This is a genomic window from Paracoccus onchidii (genome assembly GCF_028294535.1).
Taxonomy (GTDB): domain Bacteria; phylum Pseudomonadota; class Alphaproteobacteria; order Rhodobacterales; family Rhodobacteraceae; genus Paracoccus; species Paracoccus onchidii.
Genome location: NZ_JAQBIE010000008.1, coordinates 1 through 12,241, shown reverse-complemented (window position 1 = coordinate 12,241; position 12,241 = coordinate 1). Strand labels below are relative to the sequence as shown.

Sequence of the window (12,241 nt, the reverse complement as noted above, 5' to 3'; positions counted from 1 at the left end):
TGCAACGGCGCGGCGACAATGAAAAGGCGTTTCGTTCCGGCATCAATTCTCCGAAGGCGGTCAAGGCGAAACTATACCCACGATCCAGATTGTCAAAGCCCGCCCATCCCCGGCGGTGCCGCTGGCGCGTCGGACCGTACCATCGCGGCACAGGGCTGCCGCGCCCATTTGTCAGGCGCGGCAGCCAAACGGCATCAGCCAAACGGCATCAGCCCAACAGTTTCAGCACTGCCTTGGCGGCCTCTTCCGACGAGGCGGGGTTCTGGCCGGTAACCAGCTTGCCATCGACCAGCACGAATGACGACCAGTCATCGCCCTTTTCATATTGACCACCATTTTCCTGAAGCATGTCTTCCACAAGAAAAGGCACAACTTCGGTCAGCCCAACAGCATCTTCCTCGCTGTTGGAGAACCCTGTCACACGCTTGCCGCGCACCAAAGGCGCGCCATCGCCAGACCGTGTGTGGCGAAAGATGGCCGGGGCATGGCACACTGCACCGACGACGCGATCAGCCTGCGCAAAGGTCTCGATCAGGCGGCGACTGTCGCCATCCTCGGCCAGATCCCACAGCGGCCCATGACCGCCGGGAAAAAAGATCGCGTCAAAGCCATCTGCTGCGACATTGGCCAGGACTTCGGTATTGGCCAGCTCCTGCTGGGCCGCACCGTCATCCTTGAAGCGCCGGGTGGCATCGGTCTGCGCGTCGGGGTCATCGCTTTTGGGATCCAGCGGCGGCTGCCCGCCCTTGGGAGATGCCAACACGATCCGTGCACCCGCATCCTTGAAGGCGTAATACGGTGCTGCGAACTCTTCCAACCAGAACCCGGTCTTGTGACCGGTATCGCCCAGCTGGTCATGCGATGTCAGAACCATCAGAATATTCATCTTGGCTGTCCTTTCCTGTTTCCGAACCGGCTCATTTCGCCAAACGGATCACCCGCTTGCCAAAGGCCTCGCCCTTCAGCAGCCCAACAAAAGCCGCTGGGGCCTGTTCCAGACCGTCGATCATTTCCTCGCGATACTTGATGCGGCCATCCTGCACCCAGCCCGACATCTGCTTTGCGAATTCAGGATAGAGATGCCCGAAATCGTCGAACACGATAAAGCCGCGCATCGTCATCCGCTTTTTCAGGATCGTGCCCATCAACAGCCCCATGCGATCCGGGCCATCCGGAAGCGAAGTGGCGTTATATTGCGAGATCAGTCCACAGACCGGGATCCGCGCATTGGTGTTCAACAAGGGCAGAACCGCGTCGAACACGGCGCCGCCGACATTCTCGAAATAGATGTCGATACCATTGGGAAGGGCGGCACCAAGGGTTTGGGCAAAACCATCCGCCTTGTAATCAATGCAGTCATCGAAACCCAGAACATCGATCACATGGCGACATTTCTCGGCGCCACCGGCAATGCCGACAACCCGGCAGCCGAGGATCTTGCCGATCTGGCCCACCGTGGCCCCCACGGGGCCGCTGGCACCGGCGACAACCAATGTCTCGCCCGCCTTGGGCTGACCGATTTGCGTCAGGCCGGCCCATGCGGTCAGCCCCGGCATCCCCAGCACCCCCAGCGCCCAGGACGGGTTTTCGGGGTTGCGGCCCATATTGATGACCCCGGTGCCATCCGACAGGGCGTAATCCTGCCAACCGCCAAAGGCGACAACCCAGTCCCCTTCGGCAAAACCCTCGACATCCGAGGAAACGACCTGCGCCACGGTGCCGCCGACCATCACCTCGTTCAGTTCAACGGGAGGTGCATAAGAAGGCGCATCGCTCATCCGGCCGCGCATATATGGGTCGAGAGACAGGAAGACGTTCCGCAGCAACATCTGACCCTTGGCCGGAACGGGAATCTCTGCCGTTTCGAGCCGCAGCGTATCGCCATCGGGTTCGCCCTTGGGTCGCTGTGCCAAGACATAGCGCCGGTTGTGGCTGTCTGATTGTTCCATGATTGAATGTCCTTTGGACCCTAGAATTTCCTTGGCCAGTATCTGGCATGTGGCGGCTGCATTTCCCGCCGACAAGGCAACGACAGTCGCGGCAAACAAGATCCCTCATGCGCCGAATTACCGCCGAAGCCAGATCGCCCAGCTATGCAGTCACACGCGAATTGCAATAGGGCGGCAAATGCCCGGATCAAAAATTCCCCTGGCATCAATGCCTTGATATCAGTCAGAATCCAGCCGTTGCACTTGCCGTGCCGCAGCGCGATCATGATACACAGGAACAGGCACCACGCGGGTGCCGAAATCCAGAGAACAAAGGAACTGGCAGATGAAGGCAATGGCTTGTACCGGCATCCTGTTGGCCATGCTGGTCACGGCTTGTGCCCGCCCGGTCGTGGTCGGGGACAAGGTGACGACAACCGCCTTTACCGACACCTCGGCAACGTTCCTGGCCCGCAAGGTCGACAGCCTCTCGCCACCGCGGGACGGCCGGTCGGGCGTGCGCCTGGTCCCCAGCGGCCCCGAGGCGCTGGCCATGCGTCAGGTCCTGAGCGAACAGGCCGAACGCAGCATCGATGCGCAATATTACCTGCTGCATGACGATGTGACCGGACATATCTTCGCCGGCGAGCTGTTGCTGGCGGCGGATCGGGGGGTGCGGGTGCGCCTGTTGCTGGATGACATGTATACATCGGAATACGATCCGATGACGATCGCCTTGACCCGGCACCCCAATATCAATGTCCGCCTGTTCAACCCATTTCGCCGCCATGTGCCGCGCGCCGTGAACAGCCTGTTCGAATTCAGCCGTATCGACCGTCGCATGCACAACAAGTCGATGACCTTTGACAATCAGGTCACCATCGTCGGCGGCCGCAATATCGGCGATGAATATTTCTCGGCGCGCAATGACAGCAATTACGACGATCTGGACATGCTGGCTGTGGGACCGGTCGTCGAACAGGTCTCGGGTATTTTCGATGATTACTGGAACAGCCCACATGCGATCCCGGCGCAATCGATCATCAGGCCCGGACCGGATGCGCCCAGCTATGATCAGGCGCGCGCGCGCCTGATCGCCAGATATGACAGCGCGAATCAAACCGCCTATGCATCGGCGGTGACCCATGATGTGCGCGCCCAGTTGCGTGCCGGCGATCTGGGGCTGACATGGGCGCCCGCCCAGGTGCTGGCCGATCCACCGCACAAGGCCGCCGGCCCAAGCGACCTTGTGCTGGCATCCTATATCGCGCCATTGCTGAGATCGGCACAAAGGGAACTGATCGTCGAATCCGCCTATTTCATGCCCGGTGAACGCGGAACCGCCCTGCTGAAAGGGATCGCGCAAAGCGGCGTCAGGGTCGTGATCCTGACCAATTCACTGGAATCCAACGATGTCGGAATGGTCCACGGGCATTACGCGCGCTATCGCAAGGAACTGCTGCAAGCCGGGGTCGAACTGTGGGAGTTGCGGCCCGACAAGGAACGCCCCGACCGTTCGCTGCTGAAGCTGGGCCAATCGCTTTCGGGGCTGCATGCCAAGGCCTTCTCGATCGACGGAAAGAAGCTTTTTGTCGGCTCTTTCAATTGGGACCCCCGCTCGATCGATATCAACACCGAAATGGGGATCCTGGTCGGCTCGCCCGAATTGACGGAGACGGCATCACGGCAATTCCTGCAATCCCTGCCAGACGCAGCCTACAAGTTGCGCCTCAATGATCGCGGTCAGATCGAGTGGCTGGAACGTCAGGATGACGGACGATGGACCGGATATGGTCAGGAACCCGCCAAATCGGGCTGGCAAAGGTTCATCACCGGGTTTTACGGCTATCTGCCAGTTGGCAAAGAGCTGTGATCACATCTCTCCGCAAAACCGTGTCCCTAATGCGCGCGCGCCAGAGCATCCTGCACCTGCTCGGCGCTGACATCATCTGACTGACCGCCCCAGCGTTGGCGCAGATATGATACCAGGCTGGCCATATCGGCATCGCTCAGCATGTCGGCGAATGCGGGCATGGCCTGCATGCGCTCGCCATGCGCCAGATCGCGTTCGGGAATACCCTCGGCGATCACGCGCACCAGGTTGATCGGATCGTCGAACATCGCCGTCGTGTTCACATCCAGCCGCACCGAGGAATGCGGCTGCCCCTGCCCGTCATCGCCATGACAACCCGCACATAGCCCCGTATACAAATCCTGCCCCCTGGATGACAGCGCGGCCGAGGGTCGCCGTGCGGCAAGATCGGTCACGGGTTGGTCCGGCATCAGATAGCTTGCAATGGCATCCAGATCCTGCTGGGGCAAATGGCTGGTGCTGTGGGACAGCACCGGAAACATCCGGAATGTCATGACCCCTTGCGGCGACAGGCCGCGGTGCAGAAAGCTGTTCAGATCCGAATGGTTCCAGCCACGGCTGACCAGGGCGTCGGCGCGAAGGTCGGGCGCATAAGCTCCTTCGATCACATTCCCCGCCAGATGGTCTGGTGTCAGGGCATAGGCCGCGTTCCGCGGTGTGTGGCATTCGCCGCAATGTCCCAGCACGTCGACCAGATATTCGCCTTGGGCATTCGGCCGCCCTTGCGCGTCGAACGGCGCGGGCTCGGGGCGGAACAGGGCGTTCCAGAATGAAATTGCCGGTCGAATGTTGAACGGGAAAACCATATCGTTCTTGCGGTTCGGCTTGTCGACTGGTTCTTGCTGCATCAGCCATAGCCACAGGGCGTCGGAGTCCTCGCGCGTGATGCGATGATAGCTGGTATAGGGCATCGCCGGATACAGGTTCCGCCCGCCCGGCGCAACGCCCACTGCCACCGCCCGATACAGGTCATCCGGGCTCCAGTCACCGATACCGTATTCCCGGGACGGCGTGATATTCGTGCCATAGATCGACCCCATCGGCGTTACCATCGGCAATCCACCCGACAGATCGGAACCCCCGTCAGGGTCGCTGTGGCATGCGGCACAATCAGACGCCCGGGCTACCCATTCACCGCGCTCGATCAAACGGTCATGCTGATCTGTCGTCAGCGCGGCAAAATCCACCGATGCAGGCGGAATCCGCACCTCTTTTCCGGCCGACCAGAACAACAGGCCCGCACCGATAACAGCCAGCAGCACAAGCGCACCGATTATACGCAACGCCGTGATCATTGCGTGACCTCTTGCCTTGCTACCATATCGAATTGCGGCCCGTCGGTTGTCAGCCCCGGAGTAGACAGGATCACGTCGCGCACCGCCTGATAGTATCGGACATAACCGGTGCAGCGGCAGATATGCCGATCCAATGCCTCCAGTATCGCGGCTTCGACCTGATCCGAAGCAATCGGCTGACGCTGCAACCTTTCAACCAGCACCGTCGCACCATTGACAAAACCCGGCGTGCAATAGCTGCACTGAAACGAGAAATGTTCGAGAAACGCCCTCTGGATCGGCGAAGGAACCGGCCCGCCCTGTTCATCACGGCCTGCGATACCTTCAATCGTGCGCACCGATTTGCCGTTCAGCCAAGCCACACCGGTCACACAAGCCGGCACGGTATAGCTGCCCTTTTCGGCATCGTCGACAATGATCGTGCAGGCACTGCAAACGCCCTGGCCACAGGACAGACGTGTGCCTGTCAGGTTCAGATATTCCTGAAGCAACTCGACCATCATCAAATCATGGGGCAGGTCCATCGGACCCACTTTCTGCCCGTTGATCACCGCTGAAAAGCTGATCCTCTCGGCCATCACAGCACCTCCTTGATCCGTTCGGCCGTCACCGGCATCTGATAGAAACGATGACCGGTCGCGTGGGCGATGGCATTAATACAGGCACCGGCGATGGGTATCATGACCACTTCGGCCATGCCTTTGGGCGGATCGTCATCAGACAGCGCGGGCAGGACATGCCCGGTCTGTGTCCAGACCCCCACCTCCGAAGCCCGCGGAAGGTGATAGCGACTGTAATTCCAGGTGCCGTTGCCCGGCCCTTCGGCCCCTGTCGGCAGTTCTTCATACAGCGCATGGCCAATGCCCATTGCCAACCCGCCCTGCATCTGGCCAGAAACCAGCTCCGGCACGATCTGTGTCCCGCATTCCAGCCAAGTCTTGTGTTGCAGCACCTCGACCTTGCCCGACCCGGTGGACACCGCCAGTTCGATCAGGGACGCACAGGGGGCATAATAGACCGTGCCGGCATTGTTGCGCTGCACAGGCGGATAAAACGCCTTGCTGCGCGGGATGAATGCATAGCCGCCATCGGTCATGGACGCCTTGCGACTGGCCGAGGCACCCTGCCCCCAACGCACCGACAGCGCGTCAATTGGGGCGCGAATCTTCTGGCCATCGATGTCGAAATCGGCCTCGGCCCATGCCCAACGGTTGAACGTATGCACACAGACGCCGGTGATGTGCCCGTCGCGATGCGCGCGCGCCGCAAGCCGTTCCAGCGTCAAGGGCTCCATCGAGCGCGCGACCAGCCTGCCATCGCGCCATTGCGCATCATCGATACTGACCGGTTCGGGGCGCATCTGCCCCCCGGATGCCCCTTCTCCCCATATCGACAAGGCCGCAGGCCACAACCCGATCCGCAACAGCATCTGCGCCGCCTGCTGGGTCGCATGGGTAAAGTAATATGCCGAATTGGATGCCGAACGCGGCGATGTAAACCGAGGCACCCATGTCGGGTCGAGGGCAAGGCGGTCTTCATCCTCTTGCGATGTGGTATATGGCTCGTCCTGTGTGTGCAGCGGCATCTGCGGCCAGTCCTGCACCGAGAACTCCACCTCATCCACCGGACGGCCCAGGAACGGCTCGGCAACCAACATCTGGGATGTGGTCGCCCCGGCGCCGATTTCGGCGGCGACATGGCGCATCTGCAGACGACCCTCGGGGGTGACCTCCAGCTGCACGACCGCTGCCTCGGCGCCGGTGCCGAAATCTTTCTGAACCGCGGCGAACCCCACACCGAAACGCTTGCCCGGATTTTCCTGTTCAAAACGCCGCTTTCGTTCAGCCCTGTCGGTCCAGAGCGGATCCGCGGCAACCAGATCCAGTATCTCGGCGGCCCGAAGATGGCCCGAAGGCACCGCACCTTGCGTGTTCTTCATGCCGCTTTTAATGACGTTGCGTCGGCGCAGATCGACGGGATCGATGTTCATCTCGGTCGCGATCTCGTCCACCAGCATTTCGGTGGTCGCCATGGTCTGCAAGGTGCCATAACCACGCATCGATCCAGAGGTCACGCCGGTCGAGGGGTGGACCTCGACGGACAGATCGCTTTTGGGCAGGTAATAGATCGATTGTGCGGCCGTCACGGCCACGGTGCCCACCGACGGGCTGAAATTCATCACGCCGCCACCATCACCGATCGCATCACAGGTCATGATCTGGAAATGGCCTTCGGAATCCACTGCGAACGCAGTGCGGATCGAAAACGGATGACGCTTCAACGCAAACTGAAAATGCTGCCATCGATCCAGCATCAGCCTGACCGGGCGTCCCTGACCATACAGCGCCGCCAGCGCGACGTAATAGGGAAAGGGTTGGTGTTCCTTCTGGCCATATCCAACCGTATAGCCCGTGACGAAATCCAGATCGTCCAGCGAAAAGTTGCTGTCGGACACCATGTCCATGATGTGATGGGCGGCCGAATAGGGCGATTGTGTGGCGCCCACGACATGCAGTTTCCCATCATCATACCAGCCCAGCCCGTTCTCCATCTCCATCGCGGCAGGATCAACCGACTGGCTGCTGAACTGACCCGAAAACACCCGCCAACCTTCGGGCGGGTTCTCCATCACATCGCGAATTTCGTCGGCATGGCGCATCGCATCACCAAATGCGGGATGTTCCGGGCCGGGCCATTGAACGCCATCGGTGGTCAGGTCCGGCCAGATGACCGTATCCTGCATCGAGGAAAACCGATCCCTGCCGCGCGGGTCATCCCCCCCGACCCGAACATATCGCGCCGCGCCATAAGGTGCGCGGGCGGGTTGATCCGCATGATCCCCAAACCGGAAAATCTCGGTGCGGAACTGCAATTTCTTACGCGCGGCACGGAAACGTTCATAGTCATGCCAGATCCCCAGCGCGACCGGCTGTCCCATCATCGGCGGAACCTGACCTTCGGCCAGAAAGAAATCACCATAAAACGACGCTTCGGGCATCGCCACCTTGTCGGCGGCCACCCGCGCGGCATCGATCAGGACATCTGGCATCAGATCAGGTTCAAGCACCGAAAGATCCAATCCCAGATAGACACGATCAGCGCGGGGAACATGCAGGGTCAGGCCATGGGATTGCGTTTGCGGCCAACCGTCCAGATCGCAGGCGCGGATATCGATGGAAAAGACCTTGCTGCCTGTCACCTTGGCCATGCCGTCACGGCGATAACGCAGCCTTCCGCCCGAAAACCAGCCCGGGTCCTGTCCGACCACGGACGGCATCATGGCCGCCTGAGCCTGTCCCAGGGGGCGCACCGCCGCGGTAATACCAAGGGCAGCCGCCGCAGCCAGAAAACGCCTGCGGGAAATATCAAGGTGCGGCACGGTCCCTCCGTCATTCAGTTTGCGTACTGGACATGGCTCGGGCCGGAATAGGCCCCCAATTTCTGATCTAACGTCATCGCGTTGCGCCGGGTTCCGGCTGCAAGCGAATTTAGTTGCCGCTCTGGGCCTCAGGACCTGACGATGCAAATTCGGAGCAACCATGTTCTGGGAATTCGCCTCGCCTTGTGCGCGCGTATAGCCACAAGGCAACGGTGGAGTTACTGTAGATTCCTGATCAAGACGATTTCCGCCAATCCGCGAACAGGATTCCTGGATGGATACCGGTGACAGCACCTTAGGCGATGCAATACGGGCAACGGACAGCTTGACAGGGACGGTCGTTCCTGCATGATGTTCACGTGAACTATTTTGCGGCGCCGGCAGATTTTGACAGCACGGACCAGACGTCGCGACCAATATGATACCGGGGGGAAATACCATGATCAGACTTGCAACCGGAATGGCCGGAGCATTTGCCGTGGGGCTTTTGTCAGGCGCGCCCGCCATGGCCGAATATCCGGAACGGCCCATCCAGTTCGTCGTGCCGTGGGGGGCCGGCGGCGGCACCGATGCCGTGGCCCGCATCCTTGCCTCGGTCATGCAGGAAGATCTGGGCCAGCCGGTGAATGTCGTCAACCGGACCGGTGGGTCCGGGGTTGTCGGCCATTCCGCCATCGCCAGCGCAGAACCCGATGGCTATACGGTTGGCCTGGGCACGGTCGAAGTGACGATGATGCACTGGCAGGGTCTGACCGATCTGACCTATGATGATTATGACGTGATCGCCCTGGTCAATCAGGATGCCGCCGGGGTCATGGTGCCTTCGGACAGCGACTACACCACAATCGATGATCTGGTTGCGGCCATTTCCGACGCCGAACCCGGCGCGATGTCCGCATCGGGCACCGGTCAGGGCGGGATCTGGCATGTCGCGATGGCTGGTTGGACCATGGCCATGGACAAAGGCGCAGATCAGGTGAAATGGGTTCCCAGCGACGGTTCGGCATCAGCCATCACCGAGATGGTTGCCGGCAGCCTTGATTTCGTCACCGCATCGCTGCCGGAAGGAAGCTCCATGATCGATGCCGGGCGCATCGTACCTCTGGCAAGCATGGGTGACGAACGCAACCCGGCCTATCCCGATGTGCCGACCCTGAAAGAATCCGGCATCGATTGGTCGCTGATGGCGTGGCGCGGCGTGATGGCACCAAAAGGCATGCCCGAAGATGCCCGCGCCCGCCTGTATGCCGCCGTCGAAAAGGCTTTCCAGTCCGATGAGTACCAGAATTTCATGAAAGAGCGCGGTCTGGGCGCCGTATGGCTGAACAGCGAAGACGCCACGGCCTTCATCGCCCAATCCGATGCCGATTTCGGCGAAATCCTGACGGCCGCCGGCCTCGTCAAGTAATGGTCATGCCGGCGGCCCGACGGTCGCCGGCATAAGTGGCGAAATCTCGATGTGGGCAGCATGAAAATCAACAAGCATCTGATCGCGCTTTTGGTGGCTATCGGCGGCGCGGCGCTGATCCTTTCGTCCTACGCCTATCCCGCCCTGCCGGGGCAAAGCTATGGGGCGGGCACCATGCCGTTCCTGATCGGCGTCATGGGAGTTTTGTTGGGGGCTGCGCTGTTCGTGCAGGCCGGTCGGGCATCCTGGAACGGGTTGATCCGTTTCACGCTTGCCGCGGCGGGGCCGCAGGCCTGGGGTGCGGTCGCGACGCTCGTCGCCGTGGTCGCCTATATTCTGCTGGCCAACTGGACGGGTTTCATCGCCATTGCCACGCTTTTGCTGTTCTTGCTGATGCTGCAAGGCAAGGTAGTTTGGACAATGGCCGCGCCCCTGTCGGTCGTGGCTTCATCGTTGATCTATGTCGTGTTCAGCCGGTTCCTTTTGGTGCCGCTGCCTTCCGGCCCGATCGAAGCCCTGCTGTGGCGCAGCATTCTTCATTGATCCGGATCGAGGTTTCCCATGCTCATTGACGCGATTGCCATCGTCCTTCGCCCCGATGTCCTTCTGGCCGTTCTGGGGGCGGGCTTTTTTGGCATGTTCATCGGGGCCATTCCGGGCCTGACGGCCTCGATGGCAACGGCGTTGCTGGTTCCGGTCACGTTCTTCATGGCGCCCGTGCCTGCCGTCGCCTCGATCGTGGCGGCAACCGGCATGGCCATTTTCGCAGGCGATATCGCAGGAACTTTGATGCGCATGCCGGGCACCCCGGCCTCGGCCGCCTATGTCGATGATGCCTATGCGCTGAACCGACAGGGCAAGGCCAACGAGGCCTTGGGCGCCTGCCTGCTGTTCTCAGCGATCGGAGGCATCCTCGGCACTGCGGTTCTTAGCCTTCTGGCCCCGCAACTGGCCGAGGTCGCGCTCAAGTTCTCGTCGTTCGAATATTTCTGGCTGGTCCTGCTGGGCCTGTCCAGCGCGGTATTCGTGTCTTCCAGCCAGCCATTGTTGGGACTTGTGTCGTTGTTCATCGGGCTGAGCGTCGCATTGATCGGCCAGAACAACCCAACCGGCGCGGCACGCTATACATTCGGATCGGTCGAGCTTCTGGCCGGGGTCCAGTTCGTTCCCGCCATGATCGGCATCTTTGCCGTCGCCGAGGTGATCCGGTCCTATACCAAACCTGCAGCTCAGGCACGTCAGGCGCGCGTCACCGGACCGATCTTCAGATCCCAGGTCAAGAACCTGAGACGATACCCCAAACAGGTTCTCAGGGGGGCGTCACTTGGCACGATCATCGGCGCTTTGCCGGGCGCGGGCGCCGATATCGCCGCCTGGGTTTCCTATGCGCTGGCCAAGAAATTCTCACGTCACCCCGAGAAATTCGGAAGCGGACATCCCGAGGGTCTGGTCGAAGCGGGTGCCTCAAACAATGCAGCAGTGTCAGGGGCATGGATTCCGGCCCTGGTGTTCGGCATCCCCGGCGACACGATCACCGCCATCGTCATCGGCGTGATGTTCGTCAAAGGACTGAACCCCGGCCCGATGATCTTTATCCAACAGCCCGAAATGGTCTATGCGATCTTTCTGATTTTCGTCTTGGCGAATGTGCTGATGCTGCCCATCGGCTGGCTGGCCATTCACGCGGCGGGCCTGTTGCTATCCGCACCGACACGCATCCTGATGCCGATCATCCTGCTGTTTTGCATTGTCGGCTCATTCTCCATCAATAACTCCCTGATGGGCGTCGGGATCATGCTGGCATTCGGAATTGCCGGCTACATCATGGAAGAAAACGACATCCCGCTGGCACCGGCCATTCTCGGGCTGGTGCTGGGTCCGATGATCGAAAAGCATTTCGTGACCTCGATGATCAAGGCCGATGGAAACCTTCTTGCGTTTTTCGAACGCCCGATCGCAGCCGCTTTGGGAATACTGACCGTGGCGACCTTTGCCTACCCGCTGCTGCGATCCACTGCGGCACGTCGTGTCAAGGGCTGACGCATCTCGGGCCGTGTCGGGCAAATGACGGCGGCATTTCCCGGCCAAGGCGACCTGCAGCGCGATCCGCTTGCACCTCGCGGGCAGCCCGAAGGTTGGTCAACAACTGGAAACGATCAGCTCCGCCCGGCGGCATCGCAACCAGTTCAGCGCAACGATCACCCATATCTTCAATCGCTTTGCAGGGTATCCCCCTTTCATTCTCCTGTTCCTGTTATGTCTTTTCTTTGTTTATCGAGTTCTTCGCTGTATCTTCGCAATGTGTGTGCTTCGCTCAGTTGTCCGATGACGCGGCGCTCGATGCGGTCGCTGACCACG

The 12,241-nt window shown here is 60.6% G+C and carries 9 protein-coding genes; 4 read left to right on the top strand and 5 right to left on the bottom strand.

Annotation, left to right across the window (positions count from 1 at the left end):
• Positions 1-208 precede the first annotated feature (208 nt).
• Positions 209-886 carry a type 1 glutamine amidotransferase domain-containing protein gene (locus PAF17_RS07065; protein ID WP_271888397.1) on the bottom strand — a complete coding sequence of 226 codons (678 nt, stop codon included), beginning with the start codon at positions 884-886 and terminating at the stop codon, positions 209-211.
• Between the two features lie 31 nt (positions 887-917).
• Positions 918-1,949, bottom strand: a complete 1,032-nt coding sequence (locus PAF17_RS07060) for an NADP-dependent oxidoreductase (RefSeq protein ID WP_271888396.1) — start codon at positions 1,947-1,949, stop codon at positions 918-920.
• 325 nt (positions 1,950-2,274) lie between these two features.
• Here PAF17_RS07060 and PAF17_RS07055 point away from each other — a divergent pair, with 325 nt between their 5' ends.
• Positions 2,275-3,801: a phospholipase D family protein gene (locus PAF17_RS07055; protein ID WP_271888395.1), complete on the top strand. Its 1,527-nt coding sequence runs from the start codon at positions 2,275-2,277 to the stop codon at positions 3,799-3,801.
• Positions 3,802-3,827: 26 nt separating this feature from the next.
• On the opposite strand, the gene PAF17_RS07050 is transcribed toward PAF17_RS07055, so the two are convergent.
• The 3 genes from PAF17_RS07050 to PAF17_RS07040 are packed head-to-tail and all read right to left on the bottom strand — an operon-like array spanning position 3,828 to position 8,475.
• On the bottom strand, positions 3,828-5,096 hold the full coding sequence (locus tag PAF17_RS07050; protein WP_271888394.1) for a c-type cytochrome: 1,269 nt from the start codon (positions 5,094-5,096) through the stop codon (positions 3,828-3,830).
• Positions 5,093-5,674, bottom strand: a complete 582-nt coding sequence (locus tag PAF17_RS07045; protein WP_271888393.1) for a (2Fe-2S)-binding protein — start codon at positions 5,672-5,674, stop codon at positions 5,093-5,095. The genes PAF17_RS07050 and PAF17_RS07045 overlap by 4 nt, the downstream gene beginning before the upstream one ends.
• Positions 5,674-8,475, bottom strand: coding sequence for a xanthine dehydrogenase family protein molybdopterin-binding subunit (locus PAF17_RS07040; RefSeq protein WP_271888392.1), 2,802 nt, complete (start codon positions 8,473-8,475; stop codon positions 5,674-5,676). Before PAF17_RS07040 ends, PAF17_RS07045 begins: the two co-directional genes overlap by 1 nt.
• A 439-nt stretch (positions 8,476-8,914) precedes the next feature.
• Here PAF17_RS07040 and PAF17_RS07035 point away from each other — a divergent pair, with 439 nt between their 5' ends.
• From PAF17_RS07035 to PAF17_RS07025, 3 genes are read left to right on the top strand one after another with little or no spacing between them, the layout of a single operon-like run.
• Positions 8,915-9,883, top strand: a complete 969-nt coding sequence (locus tag PAF17_RS07035) for a Bug family tripartite tricarboxylate transporter substrate binding protein (RefSeq protein WP_271888391.1) — start codon at positions 8,915-8,917, stop codon at positions 9,881-9,883.
• A gap of 60 nt (positions 9,884-9,943) precedes the next feature.
• Positions 9,944-10,426 (top strand): tripartite tricarboxylate transporter TctB family protein, encoded by a 483-nt coding sequence (locus PAF17_RS07030; RefSeq protein WP_271888390.1) that lies wholly within the window; start codon positions 9,944-9,946, stop codon positions 10,424-10,426.
• Between the two features lie 18 nt (positions 10,427-10,444).
• The gene (locus PAF17_RS07025) at positions 10,445-11,923 is read left to right on the top strand and encodes a tripartite tricarboxylate transporter permease (RefSeq protein WP_271888389.1); all 1,479 of its coding nucleotides are present in this window, start codon (positions 10,445-10,447) and stop codon (positions 11,921-11,923) included.
• Positions 11,924-12,241 lie beyond the last annotated feature (318 nt).